The organism is Rhizobium sp. YTUHZ044, from assembly GCF_051123975.1.
Classification (GTDB): Bacteria; Pseudomonadota; Alphaproteobacteria; order Rhizobiales; family Rhizobiaceae; genus Rhizobium.
Window position 1 is genome coordinate 862,259 of record NZ_CP101426.1, and the last position, 17,048, is coordinate 879,306.

The following is a 17,048-nucleotide window of genomic DNA, read 5'->3' on the forward strand; positions in this document are numbered from 1 at the left end:
GATTGCCCACCTCGATGGCGGCACTCTACCGAAGCACGTTTTGTCGCTGTAGACGGGCGGAATGAATAAGATAATGCCATTTTTCGGATAGATCGCGGGCGCATGCCGGCGTTCTTTCCCGAATGAATCAAGGGATCAGCAGGATACTGCCCGCCGCGCGCCCGGATTCCATCTCTTCGTGCGCCGTCGCAACGTCGGCCAAACGGTATTCGGCACCGATCTGCGAAACGATGCCTGTTTCCATCGCCCCGATGGCAGCCAGAGCAGCCTCGCGATACTGTCCGACGTCAGCGCACCAGGCCATGATGCTCGGATGGCAGAGGGCCTTGCCCGGGCGAAGTTCCTCGACAGGCACCGGTGGAATGGCGCCGGCGGCCTGACCGATGGTGACAGCCATGCCGAATGGGCGGACGGAACGTATGCTCTTGAGAAGCGTCTCGCCGCCGATCCCGTCATAGGCGACGTCGACGCCGAGCCCGTTCGTCAGCCGCTTCACTTCAGCGACGATATCGGCGCCGCGTCCGACGATCAGATGATCGGCTCCACAGGATACGGCGAGGGCTGCTTTTTCGGAGGAGCCGACCGTGCCGATCACGGTGGCTTCGAGCGATTTGGCCCAGCGAACGAGGATGCTGCCGAGCCCGCCCGCGGCCGCATGGATCAGAACGTGGTTTCCGGCACGCACATTATAGATCTTCTGCAACAACATGTAGGCGGTCATGCCTTTGAGGAGCGAACTCGCCGCCGTTTTTGTCGAAACGGTATTCGGCAGCTTGATCGCCCTTTCAGCGGCAATGTTGCGCGCGGAACGATAGGCGCCGACCGGAGGCCCGGCATAGGCGACGCGATCACCTCTCTCGAACATTGAGACGCCCGGACCGACGGTCTCGACGATTCCAGCCGCTTCGGCGCCGATCACCGCGGGGTAGGACGGCAGCTGATAGATGCCTTTCCGGTGATAAATGTCGAGAAAGTTTGTTCCGATCGCCTCATGACGGATTCTGATCTCGCCATCGCCGGGACCGTCACACTGGTGCTGCTCGACATGGAACTGGGTGATCTCACCGGGGGTGTTCAGCCAAATGATCTGGTCAGTCATCGCTCGTGCTCTCCTTGTTTCGGACAAATTAAGCGATGGCGAAATGGGTGAAAATTCCCTATTGCTGCACAATGATTGGGAGAGATTTCACAAAACTCGATTGGGATGACCTTCGGCATTTCCTGGCGCTCGCGCAGTCGGGGACCTTGCTTGGCGCCGCAAGACAACTCGGCGTCGAACATGCCACTATCAGTCGGCGCGTTTCGTCGCTTGAAGCCGGTCTCGGACGTAAACTCGTGGACCGCCGCGGACGCCGCATCATCCTGACTTCGGACGGAGAGCAGGTCGCCAGGCACGCGGCTCTCGTCGCCGTCCAGACAGCGGCCATCGAGCAGCTTGGTCGCAGCAGCGCCACGGAATTGCGCGGCCATGTCAGGATCAGCGCACCTCCAGCGCTCTCAAGCATGCGGCTTGCAAAACCGATCGCAGCCGTCAGGCGAGACCATCCCGGCGTTGAGATCACGCTCGTCGGAGAAAAGCGGCTCGCCTCGCTCAACCGGCGGGAGGCGGATGTCGCCGTGCGAATGTCCCGTCCGGAGGAGGGAGATTACGCGATCGCCAAGCTCGGCGAGACGAGCTTCCATCTCTACGCATCGAAGGCCTATCTCGAAACGGTTCCACCGTCGGACTGGACCTTCATCGGTTACGACGAAACCATGAATGCCTCACCGCAGCAGTTGCGGCTGCTCGAACTGGCCGCCGGCCGGCCGATCGCTGTGAGGTCGTCCGTTCTGGAGTTTCAGGCCGCAGCTGCAAGCCTTGGTGCAGGTGTCGTCATGCTCCCCGATTTCGCCGTCGCGGAGTCGAGCGGTCTTCAGCGCATCGTGACCGAACGGCCGTTGACGAGAGAGGTCTGGCTGGTGGTCCATGCTGATATCAAGGACGTTCCCTCCGTCCGCGTCGTCGTCGATGCGCTGAAAAACGCTCTGGGCAGGTAGTCCCCGCGGTTGAATCTCTGCCGAAACACATCACTTTTCGCAGAGCCGTCGGCCGCCGGAATAGGGCTGATAGGTACAATCGGACGGGCGAAAGGAGCGGTAGCTGCGCGAGCAGGCCGTGATGTTACAAGACTGCGGTGCGCCCTGACCATCGACGACTGCTTCGGTCGATCGCACGCCGTTCAGGCTCGGTTCGGTCGTCGCCTCGCGGATGAAGTCCCGCCAGATATGGGCCGGCAGGGCGCCGCCCGTCACCCCCTTCATCGGCGCATCATCATCATTGCCAACCCAGACGCCGACGACGAGGGCGTCCGTGAAGCCGATGAACCAGGCATCACGATTGTTCTGGCTGGTGCCGGTCTTGCCGGCCGCAAACGTGCCGGGGTCTGCTCCACGTCCGGTGCCGCGCTCGACCACCAACTGCAGCAGTCCGAGGAGATCGGACTGGTAAGGCGAAAGATCGACGCCCGGCTTGGATTGTGCGCCAACGCGAAAGGCCTTGGGCTGCCCTGCGGCTTGGAAGTCGATGATACCCCAGGGCTTGACGGGGGCCTTGCCGAGTTGGACGGACGCATAGGCGCTGGTGAGATTGAGCAGATTGACTTCGGAGGTACCGAGCGCCAAGGACGGCGTGTCGGCCAGTGGCGCATCAATGCCGAGTTCGCGCGCCGCGGCAATCACATTGTCCAGACCGACTTCTTGGGCAAGCGCCACCGACGCGGCATTGAGCGATCGCGCGAACGCCTCGGCGAGCGTCACCCACCCACTATAATTGCCGCCGGAATTTTCCGGCGACCAGCCGTCGATTTCGATTGGCGCGTCCAGAATCTGGTCAGACAAGGTGAGCCCAGCCTTCAATGCTGCGTAGTAGACGAATAGCTTGAAGGTGGAGCCCGGCTGGCGCATCGCAGTGACGGCGCGATTGAACTGGCTTGCCTTGTAGTCACGCCCGCCGACCATGGCGACGACCGCGCCGTCCGGCGTCATCGCAACCAACGCGGCCTGCGATGCTCCCACGGTTTTTCCTTCACCGTCCAAGGACCTCTTCACGATCCTTTCGGCGATCTGTTGCAACTGCGGCACCAGCGTGGTGCGCACTGTCGTCGACCCTGGCGAGGAGCCGGCGATTTCGCTCGCCTGCGGCGAAATCCAGTCGGCAAACCAGCTTCCCGAGCGCGGCGTCGGCGTCGTTGGGTGCAGCCTGGCAAAGCTCCCCTTGGCCTCCGCCGCCTCCTGCGCTGTGATCTTGCCATTGGCCGTCATCGCGTCGAGAACGACCATGGTGCGCTGCCGGGCGCCTTCGAAATTGTCGATTGGGTTCCATTGGCTGGGCGCCCGCAGCAACCCCGCCAGCATCGCCGACTCCGGCAGGTCAAGGTCGCCGATATCCTTGTTGAAATAGATCCGCGCGGCGGCTGGCATGCCGGTGGCGCCGGCGCCAAGATAGACGCTGTTGAGATAGCGCGTCAGGATTTCCCGCTTGCCGAGCTTCCACTCCAGCCAGAATGCGATGACGACTTCCTGTATCTTTCGTTTTATCGTTCGATCGCTGTCGAGATATTGCAGCTTGATGAGTTGCTGGGTGATCGTGCTGCCACCCTCCACCACCGAGCCAGCCTCCAGGTTGCGCAGAAACGCCCTGCCGATGCCCCTGGGATCGACGCCGAAATGGTCCATGAACCGGCGGTCCTCGATCGACAGGACGGCATCGATCAGACGGGGTGGAAACTGGTCGTATCGGGCATATGGTCCTTGATAAGGCCCCTGTCTCACCAATGGCGCGCCGTCGGCGGTTTCCAGCACCACGACCGGCTTCAAGGTTCCATCCCGGATTTCGCTCCAGGGCACGTCTTTCAGTGCCCACACCAGCACACTGGTTACGAGGAGGCAGACAAGCAACGCCGACCCCATAGCGAATTTCCACCAGCCCGCCAGAAGCGGCCGGCGATGGCTGTTTTCAACCGGATCGGCACGTCGATTGCGAATTCGGCGCCGGGCTTTGGCTAGAGCAGCGGTCATCCACATGATTGGCGCTGATGCGGCTACCAGGCCCATCGACCTCCTCAGCTTCCGCCTCAAAACCGAAGCGGCCGTCCTGCTCTTCGCCAACGCAGAACTTGCCTGCAAATCGTGACGCAGCGCACGGAATAGATTGCTCGCGGCCTGTCTGGTTTGGCCGAAGGATCCACGGGGCGGTTGCTGAGCGTCGACTTCAGTGCTTACCGGTGAATCCGAGGCAGCCGCTTGCGCCGCCGGATCTGCTGTCTGATTGCGACCCGAGCTCGTGCTGCTAACGCTTTCACCTGAGGAATCGGGAGAATTGGGCATCGGTTACCGCTAGAAGGCTAATGCAGCATGTTCTTTATAGCGGGGTGATGGTGCGTGTTCCACCGCAAAAGGGCCAACACTTCCGGACCCCACTGAGCGCCACCCGGGCGGTGGGCGTCGATCCCGTGGAGCAGGTGCTTCTCTGGAGCCGTTCAGCTTTTCACGGAAGCGCAGAACCGCTCTAACCTTTTGGATTCACACAATTTCCGGAAAAAGCGCTTCTCGCTTTGCCTGGAATTGTTCTGGCCGCGTCAGCCCGACGCAGTCTTGTGCCTGGCCGACAATGGAAGGCCGCTTCCAGCGAAGACGAACGGAGCGGTGGTCCTTACTTTACCGTGATGGCGATACCGCTGAGATCGGCGTTGACTTGCAGGCCTACCTGCTTGCCCGAGAGTTCGAGTTGGGCGCCCTTGTCATTGGTCATGACGATCACCTGGGCCCCTTTGCCGACCGCGCCGCCGCCACCCGCCGCACCGTAGACCCCCGTCACATCTTGAGCGCGGCGGATATGGCGAACCGTACCATGAAAATTGGTCTTAGAAGCCCCGAAGGCGAGGCCGCCCGAGATGCCGCCGACAGAGATGGGATAGCGGCGACCATGGAAGGTCAGTGTGCCTTCGCCTCCGGAACCACCCACAAAGAAGGCAGCCTTGTAGACTGAGAAACTGATCGTACCGCTGTCGGCATGCGCGGAGCCGGCAAAGATGATTCCTGCTGCAGCGATAACCGCAACCGCGACTGAACGAATTCTGGATGAAAACTTCATGATGCAAGTCTCCTCAAAATCGAGGCTTACCCAGCCAGGAGGGCGTGTCAGCGTCATGCCAAAGTCACAGCTGAAACAGTCTCGCCTGTCATTGGTTCCCAAGCACGCGGCCAGAATCCGACTGGGAGAAAGCTGCCATAAAACGAAGCCGATGGCAAACCTGGTCTCGGTGGGAGTGGGAGCGGACCGTCATGCACAATGAGGGCGCAGGACAGTCGCTGCGCCTTCAAAATCGATCTACCGAACGGACTGAGCCCAATCGCAATTCGCGCTGAGTAACCGTTTGCCTCCTCAGCGGGGCTTCACGTTGGCGTGCTCGTTGGCGGCCTCCGTGTCAGTGGCCGGCGTCTGGGTGTCGTGTCCGGTGAACGGACTTCCCTGGCCGGGCGCCAATGTACCGCTGTGACCGGCACTGTTGGTCGTAAAGGCGTGCGTCGTGGAGGCTGCCGTGCTGCCGGACTTCAATCCATGCTGTTCCGCCTGGAAAAGGTGGTCGTCCGCCTGGGCAACGCCGCAGGTGGAAATCAGCAAGGACGCCGCGGTAATCAAGGGATGGATATTCATCGCAAGAACTCCTTCGTTTTCTGCCCTGGACGACAACACCCTGGCCATTGCCGATATTCGCGGATTTTTCATCACATCCTCGTGAGCCACCCGCCTGAAGAGCAATCACATCGCTTCCAAGGGCACCCGTCACCATGCCGCCGGCGACCGTGTTTTCTGCTCATACGGATCGAAGATCGCCGCTTCGCAGCAAGGCGCACCTTGCCGATCGCATCATGCGGAGCCGCCGGGCGGGGTTCCGGGTGCCGGTCTTCGGTTCGAACTGGCTCAACGGATGCAGCTGAACGCGCGGTGCGAACCGCTCTTCAGCCGTCGATCGAGACGATCATGTCGCCGCGCGCCCATGTCGACCTGGCTGTCGAGCACCAGTGTGATCGCGTCGCTGGCAACCGCGGCGTTGCGCACCAGATCGAAGGTGACGATCTTGGAGACGTTGGCGACCATGCCCGACCGCCGGATCATGACGCTGTCGCCGGGCTTGACCGAGCCGCCGCCTGTCGGACATTGCCAGCCATGCAGAAAAGATTACTTTAGATGCAGGGGCTTTGCCTGTTGACCGGAAGATCCCGGCTGTGGGGCTTCCATAGTGTCGAGTCGTTAGCGTGCTGCAAGGAGGGGCCGGCACCTATGTTGCTGGAAGATTTGTATCGCCTGATGAAGACCGGGCATGTTCAGGCCCAGGGCATTGTCGACACGATGACCCAACCCGTTGTCGTGCTGGATCAGAATTTCTGTGTGACGACCGCAAACAATGCGTTCATCAAGGCTTTCGAAGTCGCGCGGGACGACATCCTCTCCCAGAACTTCTTCGGGCTTGGCAACGGGCAGTGGGATATTCCGGAACTTCGGCGGCTCATATCCTCGGTCATCCCACGGGCGGCCGCCGTCATCGGCTATGAAGTGAAGCATGATTTCCCGACAATCGGCCAACGTACCTTTCTTGTCGACGCCCGTCGCCTCGTTCACCCCGATGATAACAGTCCCAACATTCTGGTGATCTTCGATGACGTGACGGAGCGCCAGCGCCACGATGCCGAGATGGACTTTATCGTCGCCGAGATGCGGCACCGGCTGAAGAACCTCTCGGCCATCGTTCAGTCGATCGTGAACAACACCAGGACCGAAGATCCGGCTGTGGCAAGCTTCAAAGAAGCGCTGCTTGGGAGGCTGAATACCACCTTTCGAGCTCAGGAAGTTGCTGCCATTGGCGGGCTGACTGAGTTCGAAGCATTGCTGCGAGGCGCGGTCGGTGCGACGGTTTGGGAACGGCTCGAATGCTCTGGACCGTCCGTAGAATTTGGAAGTTCAAAGGTTCTCCCGGTCAGCATGATCCTGCACGAGCTCGGCACGAACGCGTTGAAGCATGGTGCTGCCTCGGTGCCCGGCGGAAAGATACGGGTGACGTGGGAAATGGAAGCCGGGCCGCGGGACCGGACGTGGCTCGTATGTCAGTGGCGCGAGGAAGCAGGGCCGCCTATTCATGAGTCTGTACGCCAGGGCTACGGGACCGAACTGATCGAAGGCCTCGCCGCCCATATGGGTGGAAGCGTGGAACTTAACTATCCTCCCAGTGGTTTTACTGCGACGATCAAATTTCCGATGTGAGGTCATGTGAGCGATATTGTCGACACGAGGGCAGGCGCGACCAAGGTCCTCGTCGTCGAGGAAGAGTTCTTCATCGCCGATGAACTCCGACGCAAACTGACCGCTGCCGGGCTGCGGGTGCTTGGCCCGGTATCATCGAACGAGCACGCTCTCGATCTTTTGGAGCAGGAGCGACCGGACGTCGCCGTGCTTGACGTTCATCTCGGCGGGGCAAGAGCGACCCCGGTAGCCGCGAAGCTACGGCAGTTGAATATTCCGTTCGTTCTGGCGACAGCAAGTCCTGCCCATGAACTTGCATCTGACCCAGTCCTCGCGGGCGCGGTCATCCTGGAAAAGCCCACTGATTTCGGTCTTCTCATCGAAACCGTTCGCAGGGCGGTCAAGTGACTGTTCTCAGGGCTGCAACCTCTCGGCGGAGGTCTGCTTGGGGAAATCCGCCAGTCCGCAGTGTTGGAAAAGAGGCCAGTCTGGCTGGCCCCTTGATCCATGATCAAATATCGCTTGCGGCGCTCGACCACAACTCGGCCGCCTCGGCTGCCGTCATCCGTCGGACCTCGGCCTCATGGCTGCGGCTGGCGAAGAGTTCGCTGGCCATAATCTGCTCGGCCAAGTCGGCCGGCAGCGAGAGGATGACGCGGGCTTCGCCATTGTGCAGGCCGCCGAGTTCGGTGCGTTTGCCGGTCACCATGCCGCCGGCGACCGTGTTGTTGGTCTCCGGATCGATCAGGATGAAGGAGCCGGACTGGCGGTTCTGCTCGTAAGGATCGAAGATCGCCGCCTCGTCAAAGGCAAGCCGGACCTTGCCGATGGCGTTCATGTAGAGCCGCTGGGCGGGGTTCCAGGTGCCGGTCTTCAATTCGAGCTGGCTCAAGGGCTGCACCTGGACGCGCTGGCGGCGCGAACCGCTCTTCAGCCAGTAGCGCTTGCCGGGCTCGATGCCCTCGGGCTGCAGGGCGACGATCTGCGCATCGAAGGCAAGGCCGACCTGCGGCTGGGCGTCGATCGAGACGATCATGTCGCCGCGCGCGACGTCGACCTGGCGGTCAAGCACCAGCGTGATCGCGTCGCCGGCGACGGCGGCATTGCGCACGAGATCGAAGGTGACGATCTTGGAGACGTTGGCGACCATGCCGGACGGCAGGATCATGACGCTGTCGCCCGGCTTGACGGAGCCGCCGGCAACCGTGCCCTGATAGCCGCGGAAGCTTTCGCCCGGGCGCGAGACGCGCTGCACCGACAGGCGGAAGCCGACCGTCTGCGACGAGCGCACGGTGGCAAGTTCCAGCGTCTCCACCAGCGTCGGGCCGCTGTACCAGGGCATGGCGGCCTGGCCGGAATAGACGACGTTCTCGCCCTTCAGCGCCGACATCGGTATCGCGGTGATCTGCTTGACGCCGAGCGACAGGGCGAATTCCCGGAATTCGTGGCTGATCTTCTCGAAGCCGGCGCGGTCATAGCCCGTCAGGTCGATCTTGTTGACGGCGAGCACGAACTGCCTGATGCCGAGCAGCGAGGCGATCGTCGCATGGCGGCGCGTCTGTTCGAGAATGCCGAGACGCGCATCGACGAGCAGGATGGCGAGGTCGGCGGTCGAGGCGCCGGTCGCCATATTGCGGGTATATTGCTCGTGGCCGGGCGTGTCGGCGACGATGAAGGAGCGCTTGTCGGTCGAGAAGTAGCGATAGGCGACATCGATGGTGATGCCCTGTTCGCGTTCGGCCTGCAGGCCGTCGAGCAGCAGCGCGAAGTCGGGCAGGCCGAGGTCGTTCTGCTTGCCGGTGGAATCGCGCTGCAGCGTGGCGGCCTGGTCTTCCTTGACGGCCTTGGTGTCCCAGAGCAGGCGGCCGATCAGCGTCGACTTGCCGTCATCGACGCTGCCGCAGGTGATCAAGCGCAGCGGGCGCGAGTCGCGCTGGGCCTTCTGCGGCTCGGCGGCGGGCAGGCTGGCGACGGTTGCGGCCGAGACGGCGGTTTGGACTGCGGTCATCTCAGAAATATCCTTCACGCTTCTTCTTTTCCATGGAGCCGGACTGGTCGCGGTCGATGGCGCGGCCCTGGCGTTCGGACACCGTTGCGATTTCGAGTTCGGCAATCACCTCTTCCAGCGTGGTCGCCTCAGAGCGGATGGCGCCGGTCAGCGGGAAGTCGCCGAGCGTGCGGAAACGGATCATGCCTTCCTGGCGCACTTCGCCGGGCAAAAGTTCGAGCCGCGGATCCTCGGCCAGGATCATCATGCCGTCACGCTCGACGAACTTGCGCTTCTTGGCGTAGTAGAGCGGAACGAGCGGAATATCCTCTGCCTGGATGTAGCGCCAGATATCCACCTCGGTCCAGTTCGACAACGGGAAGGCGCGCACGCTTTCGCCCTTGCGGATCATGCCGTTATAGATGTTCCAGAGCTCCGGCCGCTGGTTGCGCGGATCCCAGCGATGGTCGGGCGTGCGGAAGGAATAGATGCGCTCCTTGGCGCGGCTGGCTTCCTCGTCGCGGCGCGCGCCGCCGAAAGCGGCGTCGAACTGGCCGGCATCGAGCGCCTGGCGCAGGCTCTCGGTCTTCATGATGTCGGTGAAGGCGGCCGAACCATGGGTGAAGGGCGTGATGTTTTCGGCCGCACCGCGCGGATTGATGTGCTCGATCAGATCGAGATCGTACTTCTTCGCGGTCTCGTCGCGGAAGGCGATCATCTCCCGGAATTTCCAGCCGGTGTTGACGTGCAGGAGCGGGAAGGGCACGCGGCCGGGATAGAAGGCCTTGCGCGCCAGGTGCAGCAGCACCGAGGAATCCTTGCCGATCGAATAGAGCATGACGGGGCGCTCGAATTCGGCCGCAACCTCGCGGAAGATATGGATGGATTCGTTTTCCAGCGCCTTCAGATGCGGGTCGAGCGGCGCCTTGGCGCTCTGCGGATTGCTGAGTTCCGTATCCGGACGGCTATCGGGCATGTCTTACTCCAGACTGTCGGTCCTTGCGGCTGCCCGCAAGCTTTTGTCGATTGTGGCTCTCCCCGGGGAAGCTCGCTTCCCCCAAGGCTGCGGCGACCGCCGCGCCCTGATCCGGTAAGCCGGGAAGGTGATTATTGTGCGACGATCGCTGAGGCCTCTTCGGCGACATGCAGGCCGCATTCGCGTGTCTCGTCCTGCTCCCACCACCAGCGGCCGGCGCGTTCCGGCTCGCCGGGCTTGATCGCCCTTGTGCAGGGCTCGCAGCCGATCGAGGGGTAGCCGCGGGCATGCAGCGGATTGACCGGCACGCCGTTTTCGGAAACGAAGGCCTTGATCGCCTCGATGTCCCAGTCGGCGAGCGGATTGACCTTCAGCAGGTGCCGTTCGGCGTCATATTCGGCAAAGGGCGTTTCGGCGCGGTTGACCGACTGGCCGCGCCGCAGGCCGGTGATCCAGATCGTCGCCCCTTCGAGCGCACGCGCAAGCGGCTTCAGCTTGCGCACGCCGCAACAGGCATGCCTGGCTTCGACGCTCTCGTAGAAACCATTGAGGCCGTATTGCGCGGCATAGGCGTCGATATCGGCCTTCTCGGGCGAAAAGCGCTGGATATGGATGTCGTACTGGGCTTCCGTTTCGTCGATCAGCGCCAGCGTCTCGGCAAACAGGCGGCCGGTTTCCAGCGTCGCGATGTCGATCGGCAGGCGGTGCGTGCCGATTTCGGCGGTGATCACCTGGTCTTCGATGCCGAGCGAGGTGGTGAACACCACGCGGCCGCCAAGGCCTGCCACCAGCGACAGACGTCCGGCGAGGTCGAGGCCTGCCAGCTTGTCGTTCAGCGCCTCGGCTTCTGCATTCGGATTGATAACAGTCATGAGAACCCTGTCCTTAGTTGACCGGAGTATCGCAGTTCAAGCCTGGATCGGACAGAAAAAGGGATTTCGAAAGCTGCGGCCACAGGAGCAAATATCTCTCCGAAGCTGCCGCAATGCAGAAAAGCAGCCGCCCGCGGGGAAAAACCCGCGCCGACAGCCTCAATGTCTATAAAATTAGTAGGCTTACACGCAGCCTGTCAACCGGAAATCTGAAGTGATGCTGAAAATGGTGCGGAAGGCGCTGATTTGGCGTAGTTTGCAAGGGCTTGGCCAGCGTGAAGAGCAAGGCCAAAAATACTTGTCCCTCAAGGCTTTCAGCCGGCGCGTTCAAATTCCGTTCATGCTGGTTGTGCCATAGAGGCGAATGTACTCGTGAAGCGGCGCGGCAATTCGCGCCGCCTGTGTGTGTGTCGACGGTCTGAGATGATTACGCAAAAGGCGAAATATGCGCTGCGGGCGCTGACGGTTCTGGCGGATGCCCATGCCGACGAACCGGTGATGATTTCCGATATCGCCGCCCAGCAGAAGATCCCGAAAAAGTTCCTCGAACAGATCCTGCTCGACCTGAAACATCACGGCATCGTCGTCAGCCGCCGCGGCAAGCAGGGCGGTTATCTCCTGCTGAAGCCCGCCCACACGATCACCTTCGGCGAAATCCTGCGCATCATCGACGGACCGATCGCGCCGCTGCCGTGCCTGTCGATCACCGCCTACCGCAAATGCGACGATTGCGACGGCGAACAGACGTGCGAAATCCGCCACGTGTTCGCCAAGGTCGCCGACGCCACCCGCAAGGTGCTGTTCTCGACGACCATCGCCGATGCCGTCGGCCCGGGGCATGGCGCCGAAGTCACCCGCCTGCTTGCCTGACCTGCTATCCGCCGGCTTTCCCCGGTGCTGCCGCGCGTCTGTTGCGCGCAAGCGAGGCAGGTATCTCCACCTATGGGCGGAGACCTCCAATCGTATAGCCGCCATCGACGGTGATTTCTTGCCCAGTGACGAAGTCGGAATCATGGGAAAGCAACCAAGCGACGGTACCTGCGATATCCTCTGACGTTCCATTTCGCCGAAGCGGTGTGTGGGCGGCTAGCCTTGCGGCAAACGCCGGATCGATAACATCATCCGCCATCGGTGTGAGAATAATCCCGGGATTGATGGCATTGATCCGGATGTTGCGAGCGCCTTGCTCCACTGCCAGGGTTCGCATCATCGCGAGCAACGCCCCCTTTGTGCTGGCATAGGCCCCCGCGCCCGGCATTACCCCGGCAGCTGTCCACGAAGCGTTGATGAGAATGCTGCCGCCTTGCAGGACGGGCAGGCAGTGTTTGATCGTGAAGAAGGTGCCCTTGAGATTGGTGTCGATCAGCGCGTCGAGATCGTCTGCATCAGTCACCGCCAATGGTTTGAATTCGCCGAGAACTCCGGCATTGGCGAAGACCGCATCCAGCCGTCCGAAGCGTGCGATCGTCTTATCGACAATCGCCGCGACTGCTTCATTGTCGGCGATATCCCCGGCAGTTGCGATGGCCGCACCGCCCGATGCCTCGATCTCCGACAGCAGTCGATCGATCGGCTCGGGGCGGCGTCCGACGAGGACGAGTTGGGCTCCTTCCGCTGCCAGGCGAAGGGCGGCAGCCCGCCCCATCCCCGTTCCAGCACCTGTAATGAGAACCGTTTTGCCGATGAACCGGGTTTGCATCATGTCTTGCTCCTTGGATGATTGCATCGAGGCGGTTGTAATTCGAGCATTGCCTCATGATAATTGGAGAAAATACGCAATCATTTAAAAGCAGGACTATCGAATGGGTCTCTTTCGCTCGATGCAGGTGTTTGTAACAACGGTGCAGGAAGGCTCGATGAGCGCAGCATCGGGCAAGCTCGGCATATCGCCGGCAATGGTCGGGCAACACGTGGCCGCATTGGAGGAACGGCTCGGTACCCGCCTCCTCAACAGAACCACGCGCCGGCAGAGCCTGACAGATTTCGGCAAGAGCTACCTCGAGCAGTGCCGGGACATTCTGGAGCGCGTGGCCATTGCGGATCAGGACGCCGAGGCATCACAGACGAAGCCGCGTGGTCTCTTGAAGGTCACGGCGCCGACGACTTTCGGGGCGGAGGTGTTGATGCCGGCTTTACCGCGCTATCGAAAGATCGCCCCTGAAGTGATGCTGGATATCACCTTGACCGACCGCAACGTCGATATCGTCGACGAAGGTTTTGACATCGCGATCCGCATCGGAGACCTGCCCGACAGCCGCCTCATCGCGCGTCGGCTGGCTCCCTATCGAATGATGATTTGCGCGTCACCGGATTACCTCGCTCGACATGGAAATCCTGCCCATCCAAGCGCGCTTTCCGGCCACGAGACCATCGGCTTTACCCCGGCAGTACGCTCGCCGTGGAGGCTTTCGAAAGGCAAGGAGGAGGTCGAGGTCGTGCCCAGACTGCCGATCAGCGTCAACAGCGGCCAAGCCGTGCGCATGGCCGCTCGTGCCGGTTTGGGTATCGTCATGCAGCCAGCCATCCTGCTGGCTTCGGATATCCGGGCCGGCCTTCTTGTCCAGCTCTTCCCCGATTGGCATCTGCGTGAGCGGCCTATGTCGCTCGTCTATCACCGGGATCGGCGCATGACTCCACGCGTGCGAAGCATCATCTCCTTCGTCATTTCGGAGTTCGCAGCAGAGCCGGAGAGCCCGACAAACCGTCCTGCCGAGTGACCGCAATCGATGCAGTCACGCCTCTGGTGGCACGATCAGCTTTCCTGCAGTTCGCTGGCGCACTTGGCTCTGATCGAGGCGGCGATGAAGATGCGCGAGAGACCGTGATAGAGCGGCTCGCGCCACACGAGCCGCGAGGTGATGTAGCCGATCATCGAACCGCCATGCGTGAAACAGTTTTATAGCAACTTGCTATAGTAGTGCGATTGCGCTACATTTGACATAGCAAAATGAGATGGACGCTATTTCGGTCTATGCACGTCATCACACAGAAAAAGATCTGGGAGGCGAAAGACCGATGGCCTCAAGCGGCCAATGCTCTGGATACTTGGTATCGACTGATGAAATCGGCGGAGCCGACAGACTTCGCCGACATGAAATCATTGTTTCCGGCAACAGATAAAGTCGGACAGCATCACGTATTCGACATTGGTGGCAATAAGATCCGCCTGATCGCGTTGGTGCATTACAAATTCAAGAAAGTCTATATTCAGCGGATTATGGATCACGCGGAATATGACAACGGAGTATGGAAGGGTTAGGCCGATGAGCGCACTTGTAAAACTCGTAAGCGAGCACTGGACACATGTGGCTCCTCTTCTTGCTATGCCGGCCAATGAGGCCGAGTATGATCGTCTGGTGGGGCAGCTTGATGAGATTCTCGCCGAAGTGGGTGACGATGACGATCATCCGTTGGCCTTGCTTGCGTCTCGCATGGCGGACCTTGTTGAGGCCTATGACGAGCAGAACCGGCCGATGCCCCCCGTGACCGGAGCCGATGCCCTTCGTTATATAATGGAGGAGCGGGGTCTCAGCCAGTCCGAGGTGCCGGAAGTCGGCGCTCAGTCTGTTGTCTCCGAGATTCTCAGCGGGAAACGGCAAATCAATCTTAGGCAGGCGCGCGCGCTGAGCGAGCGATTTCTTCTGCCTGCATCAGTATTTCTCTCGCTCTGACAGGCCCTGATGCGCTCAGCCGAGTTCCTGGGCAAGTCCGATGAGCAGCCCTTCAGGACCACGGATGTAGCAGAGCCGATAGGCATCCTTATACCGCACGACGTCGCCGACGAGTTCTGCGCCGCGGCTGCGGAGCCTTTCGAGCGTCTCGTCGATGTCGTCGACGGTGAACATGGCGCGGAGATAGCCGAGGGCATTGACCGGGGCGTTGCGGTGATCTGCGACGACATCCGGCTTGATAAAGCGGGAGAGCTCGAGCCGGCTGTGTCCATCCGGCGTGCGCAGCATGGCGATCTCGACATGCTGATCGCCCAGCCCTGTGACACGTCCGGCCCATTCGCCTTCGATCGTCGCCTGCCCTTCGAGTTCGAGGCCGAGTTCGCGAAAGAAATCAATCGCCGCTGCGAGGTCTTCGACGACGATCCCGACATTGTCCATCCGCTTGAGCGCCATGGTGCCAATCTCCAAGCTGTCGCCCGAGCCTACAAGGTGCCGCCTGATCTGACAACGGAGGCTTGATCAGGTTCCGCCATCACCGATCGCTGACCGCCGCCCTCGGATTGACCCAGGGCTCCTGGTTCGAGCGCGCCAGCGGCTGCTTGCCGAGGATGTGGTCGGCGGCCTTCTCGCCGGTCATGATCGAGGGGCCGTTCAGGTTGCCGTAGGTGACGTGCGGGAAGATCGAGCTGTCGGCGACGCGCAGTCCATCGACGCCGATCACCCGCGTCTGCGGATCGACCACCGCCATCGGATCGTCCTTGGCGCCCATCTTGCAGGTCCCGCAGGGGTGATAGGCGCTTTCCAGATGTTCGCGCAGGAAGGCGTCGATCTCTTCGTCGCTTTGTACGCCTTCACCCGGCTGGATCTCCGGGCCGCGATAGGCGTCGAAGGCCGCCTGCCCGAAGATCTCGCGGGTCAGTCGCACGCAGTGGCGGAATTTCTCCCAATCCTCGGGATGGCTCATATAGTTGAAGCGCAGCACCGGCTCGGCCTTGGGGTCGGGCGAGCGCAGCGTCACGTTGCCGCGCGATTTCGACAGGTTGTAGCCGACATGCACCTGGAAACCGTGGCTTTTCGCCGCCGCCTTGCCGTCATAGCTGATCGCCACCGGCAGGAAATGATATTGAATGTCCGGCTGCTTCAGCCCGGGTGCCGAGCGCAGGAAGGCGCAGGCTTCGAACTGGTTGGAAGCGCCGAGCCCGCCCTTCGACAAGAGCCATTGCGCGCCCGCCACCCCCTGCCAGAACCAGGGCAGCCAGGAATAGAGCGACACCGGCTTGGTGCTGACCTGCTGGAAATAGAATTCCATATGGTCCTGCAGGTTGGCGCCGACACCAGGGCGGTCGGCCTTCACCTCGATGCCCATTTCCTTCAGATGCTCGCCCGGGCCGATGCCGGACAGCATCAGGAGCTTCGGCGAATTGAAAGAGGAGGCCGAGACGATCACCTCGCGGTTCGCCTTCACCACCTCTGTCCTGCCGCCGCGTTCGATTTCGACGCCGGTCGCGCGCCCGTTCTCGATGACGATCCGGCGCGCCATACCGTAGACGATCCCGACATTGTCGCGCTTCAGCGCCGGTTTCAGATAGGCATTGGCGGCAGACCAGCGGCGCCCGGCAAAGATGGTCTGCTCCATCAGTCCGAAGCCTTCCTGCTTGCTGCCGTTGTAATCCTCGGTCGTCTCGAAGCCCGCCTGCTTGCCGGCCTCGACGAAGGCCCGGAACAGCGGATTGGTGAAGCCGCCGCGCTGCACATGCAGCGGCCCGTTGGTGCCGCGCCAGCCCTCTTCGCCGCCATGCGAATGTTCCATCCGCTTGAAATAGGGGAGAACGTCGGCATAGGCCCAGCCGCTAGCACCGAGCTCTTCCCAGCGGTTGAAGTCCTCGGCATGGCCGCGCACATAGACCATGCCGTTGATCGATGACGAGCCGCCGATCACCTTGCCGCGCGGCGCGGTGATGCGGCGGTTGTTGAGGTTCGGCTCCGGCTCGGAGAGATAGCCCCAATTATAGCGCTTCATGCTCATCGGCCAGGCAAGCGCTGCCGGCATCTGAATGAACGGCCCGAAATCGCTGCCGCCCGCCTCGATGACGAGGACGCTGTTCTTGCCGTCTTCGGAGAGGCGATAGGCCAGCGCCGAGCCGGCCGAGCCGGAGCCGATGATGACGAAATCTGCTTGTTGCATCTTCTTGTTTTCCTTGAGCTGCCGTGATCTGGCTGCTTCTTGTTTTCTCAGAGCCGGCCCCTCATCCGCCTGCCGGCA

Annotated in this window: 18 protein-coding genes and 1 pseudogene; 8 read left to right on the forward strand and 11 right to left on the reverse strand. The window is 61.5% G+C overall.

Annotated elements, in window-relative coordinates; translation table 11 throughout:
• Positions 1 to 127: 127 nt before the first annotated feature.
• On the reverse strand, positions 128 to 1,099 hold the full coding sequence (locus NL154_RS04140; protein WP_434733637.1) for a quinone oxidoreductase family protein: 972 nt from the start codon (positions 1,097 to 1,099) through the stop codon (positions 128 to 130).
• Positions 1,100 to 1,170: 71 nt separating this feature from the next.
• Here NL154_RS04140 and NL154_RS04145 point away from each other — a divergent pair, with 71 nt between their 5' ends.
• The gene (locus NL154_RS04145; RefSeq protein ID WP_434733638.1) at positions 1,171 to 2,037 is read left to right on the forward strand and encodes a LysR family transcriptional regulator; all 867 of its coding nucleotides are present in this window, start codon (positions 1,171 to 1,173) and stop codon (positions 2,035 to 2,037) included.
• A 30-nt stretch (positions 2,038 to 2,067) separates the two neighbouring features.
• Here NL154_RS04145 and NL154_RS04150 read toward each other — a convergent pair whose 3' ends face one another.
• The 4 genes and pseudogenes from NL154_RS04150 to NL154_RS04165 all read right to left on the reverse strand — a co-directional run.
• Positions 2,068 to 4,365, reverse strand: coding sequence for a PBP1A family penicillin-binding protein (locus NL154_RS04150; protein WP_434733639.1), 2,298 nt, complete (start codon positions 4,363 to 4,365; stop codon positions 2,068 to 2,070).
• 325 nt (positions 4,366 to 4,690) lie between these two features.
• A complete protein-coding gene (locus NL154_RS04155) occupies positions 4,691 to 5,131 on the reverse strand; it encodes a hypothetical protein (protein ID WP_210631673.1) in 441 nt (146 codons plus the stop codon).
• Between the two features lie 291 nt (positions 5,132 to 5,422).
• Complete coding sequence (locus NL154_RS04160) at positions 5,423 to 5,695, reverse strand: hypothetical protein (protein WP_434733640.1); 273 nt, start codon at positions 5,693 to 5,695, stop codon at positions 5,423 to 5,425.
• Between the two features lie 124 nt (positions 5,696 to 5,819).
• A pseudogene (locus NL154_RS04165) lies at positions 5,820 to 6,208 on the reverse strand (sulfate adenylyltransferase subunit CysN); the annotation flags it as partial.
• Positions 6,209 to 6,322: 114 nt separating this feature from the next.
• Here NL154_RS04165 and NL154_RS04170 point away from each other — a divergent pair.
• Positions 6,323 to 7,300: a sensor histidine kinase gene (locus tag NL154_RS04170; protein WP_434733641.1), complete on the forward strand. Its 978-nt coding sequence runs from the start codon at positions 6,323 to 6,325 to the stop codon at positions 7,298 to 7,300.
• Between the two features lie 6 nt (positions 7,301 to 7,306).
• Positions 7,307 to 7,687 (forward strand): response regulator, encoded by a 381-nt coding sequence (locus NL154_RS04175; protein ID WP_434733642.1) that lies wholly within the window; start codon positions 7,307 to 7,309, stop codon positions 7,685 to 7,687.
• A gap of 103 nt (positions 7,688 to 7,790) precedes the next feature.
• Here NL154_RS04175 and cysN read toward each other — a convergent pair whose 3' ends face one another.
• From cysN to NL154_RS04190, 3 genes are all read right to left on the reverse strand, one after another.
• The gene (cysN, locus tag NL154_RS04180; RefSeq protein ID WP_434733643.1) at positions 7,791 to 9,287 is read right to left on the reverse strand and encodes a sulfate adenylyltransferase subunit CysN; all 1,497 of its coding nucleotides are present in this window, start codon (positions 9,285 to 9,287) and stop codon (positions 7,791 to 7,793) included.
• A gap of 1 nt (position 9,288) precedes the next feature.
• Positions 9,289 to 10,242 carry a sulfate adenylyltransferase subunit CysD gene (gene cysD / locus NL154_RS04185; protein WP_434733644.1) on the reverse strand — a complete coding sequence of 318 codons (954 nt, stop codon included), beginning with the start codon at positions 10,240 to 10,242 and terminating at the stop codon, positions 9,289 to 9,291.
• A 131-nt stretch (positions 10,243 to 10,373) separates the two neighbouring features.
• Positions 10,374 to 11,114, reverse strand: a complete 741-nt coding sequence (locus NL154_RS04190) for a phosphoadenylyl-sulfate reductase (protein ID WP_434733645.1) — start codon at positions 11,112 to 11,114, stop codon at positions 10,374 to 10,376.
• A 217-nt stretch (positions 11,115 to 11,331) separates the two neighbouring features.
• On the opposite strand from NL154_RS04190, the gene NL154_RS04195 reads away from it, so the two are divergent.
• A complete protein-coding gene (locus NL154_RS04195; protein WP_210628711.1) occupies positions 11,332 to 11,472 on the forward strand; it encodes a hypothetical protein in 141 nt (46 codons plus the stop codon).
• Between the two features lie 65 nt (positions 11,473 to 11,537).
• Positions 11,538 to 11,984 carry an RrF2 family transcriptional regulator gene (locus tag NL154_RS04200; protein WP_168294382.1) on the forward strand — a complete coding sequence of 149 codons (447 nt, stop codon included), beginning with the start codon at positions 11,538 to 11,540 and terminating at the stop codon, positions 11,982 to 11,984.
• Between the two features lie 70 nt (positions 11,985 to 12,054).
• Here the strand turns inward: NL154_RS04200 and NL154_RS04205 are convergent, their stop codons facing one another.
• A complete protein-coding gene (locus tag NL154_RS04205; RefSeq protein ID WP_434734143.1) occupies positions 12,055 to 12,816 on the reverse strand; it encodes an SDR family NAD(P)-dependent oxidoreductase in 762 nt (253 codons plus the stop codon).
• Between the two features lie 154 nt (positions 12,817 to 12,970).
• On the opposite strand from NL154_RS04205, the gene NL154_RS04210 reads away from it, so the two are divergent.
• From NL154_RS04210 to NL154_RS04220, 3 genes are all read left to right on the forward strand, one after another.
• Positions 12,971 to 13,831 (forward strand): LysR family transcriptional regulator, encoded by an 861-nt coding sequence (locus NL154_RS04210; RefSeq protein WP_246638626.1) that lies wholly within the window; start codon positions 12,971 to 12,973, stop codon positions 13,829 to 13,831.
• A gap of 254 nt (positions 13,832 to 14,085) precedes the next feature.
• The gene (locus NL154_RS04215) at positions 14,086 to 14,373 is read left to right on the forward strand and encodes a type II toxin-antitoxin system HigB family toxin (protein ID WP_434733646.1); all 288 of its coding nucleotides are present in this window, start codon (positions 14,086 to 14,088) and stop codon (positions 14,371 to 14,373) included.
• Positions 14,374 to 14,377: 4 nt separating this feature from the next.
• Positions 14,378 to 14,785 (forward strand): helix-turn-helix domain-containing protein, encoded by a 408-nt coding sequence (locus tag NL154_RS04220; RefSeq protein WP_434733647.1) that lies wholly within the window; start codon positions 14,378 to 14,380, stop codon positions 14,783 to 14,785.
• A 15-nt stretch (positions 14,786 to 14,800) separates the two neighbouring features.
• Here NL154_RS04220 and NL154_RS04225 read toward each other — a convergent pair whose 3' ends face one another.
• Entirely contained in the window at positions 14,801 to 15,238 is a 438-nt protein-coding gene (locus NL154_RS04225) for a VOC family protein (protein ID WP_434733648.1), read from the reverse strand.
• Positions 15,239 to 15,317: 79 nt separating this feature from the next.
• Positions 15,318 to 16,970: a choline dehydrogenase gene (gene betA, locus NL154_RS04230; RefSeq protein WP_210628709.1), complete on the reverse strand. Its 1,653-nt coding sequence runs from the start codon at positions 16,968 to 16,970 to the stop codon at positions 15,318 to 15,320.
• Between the last annotated feature and the right edge of the window lie 78 nt (positions 16,971 to 17,048).

Excerpts from the sequence above, each read along its gene's own strand:
- NL154_RS04195 (WP_210628711.1), top strand. The coding sequence starts at position 11,332 with ATGCTGAAAATGGTGCGGAAGGCGCTGATTTGGCGTAGTTTGCAAGGG.
- NL154_RS04225 (WP_434733648.1), bottom strand. The coding sequence starts at position 15,238 with ATGGCGCTCAAGCGGATGGACAATGTCGGGATCGTCGTCGAAGACCTC.
- NL154_RS04210 (WP_246638626.1), top strand. The coding sequence starts at position 12,971 with ATGAGCGCAGCATCGGGCAAGCTCGGCATATCGCCGGCAATGGTCGGG.
- NL154_RS04205 (WP_434734143.1), bottom strand. The coding sequence starts at position 12,816 with ATGATGCAAACCCGGTTCATCGGCAAAACGGTTCTCATTACAGGTGCT.
- NL154_RS04140 (WP_434733637.1), bottom strand. The coding sequence starts at position 1,099 with ATGACTGACCAGATCATTTGGCTGAACACCCCCGGTGAGATCACCCAG.
- cysN (WP_434733643.1), bottom strand. The coding sequence starts at position 9,287 with ATGACCGCAGTCCAAACCGCCGTCTCGGCCGCAACCGTCGCCAGCCTG.
- NL154_RS04170 (WP_434733641.1), top strand. The coding sequence starts at position 6,323 with ATGTTGCTGGAAGATTTGTATCGCCTGATGAAGACCGGGCATGTTCAG.
- betA (WP_210628709.1), bottom strand. The coding sequence starts at position 16,970 with ATGCAACAAGCAGATTTCGTCATCATCGGCTCCGGCTCGGCCGGCTCG.
- NL154_RS04150 (WP_434733639.1), bottom strand. The coding sequence starts at position 4,365 with ATGCCCAATTCTCCCGATTCCTCAGGTGAAAGCGTTAGCAGCACGAGC.
- NL154_RS04220 (WP_434733647.1), top strand. The coding sequence starts at position 14,378 with ATGAGCGCACTTGTAAAACTCGTAAGCGAGCACTGGACACATGTGGCT.
- NL154_RS04200 (WP_168294382.1), top strand. The coding sequence starts at position 11,538 with ATGATTACGCAAAAGGCGAAATATGCGCTGCGGGCGCTGACGGTTCTG.
- NL154_RS04145 (WP_434733638.1), top strand. The coding sequence starts at position 1,171 with ATGATTGGGAGAGATTTCACAAAACTCGATTGGGATGACCTTCGGCAT.
- NL154_RS04190 (WP_434733645.1), bottom strand. The coding sequence starts at position 11,114 with ATGACTGTTATCAATCCGAATGCAGAAGCCGAGGCGCTGAACGACAAG.
- NL154_RS04160 (WP_434733640.1), bottom strand. The coding sequence starts at position 5,695 with ATGAATATCCATCCCTTGATTACCGCGGCGTCCTTGCTGATTTCCACC.
- cysD (WP_434733644.1), bottom strand. The coding sequence starts at position 10,242 with ATGCCCGATAGCCGTCCGGATACGGAACTCAGCAATCCGCAGAGCGCC.
- NL154_RS04215 (WP_434733646.1), top strand. The coding sequence starts at position 14,086 with ATGCACGTCATCACACAGAAAAAGATCTGGGAGGCGAAAGACCGATGG.
- NL154_RS04155 (WP_210631673.1), bottom strand. The coding sequence starts at position 5,131 with ATGAAGTTTTCATCCAGAATTCGTTCAGTCGCGGTTGCGGTTATCGCT.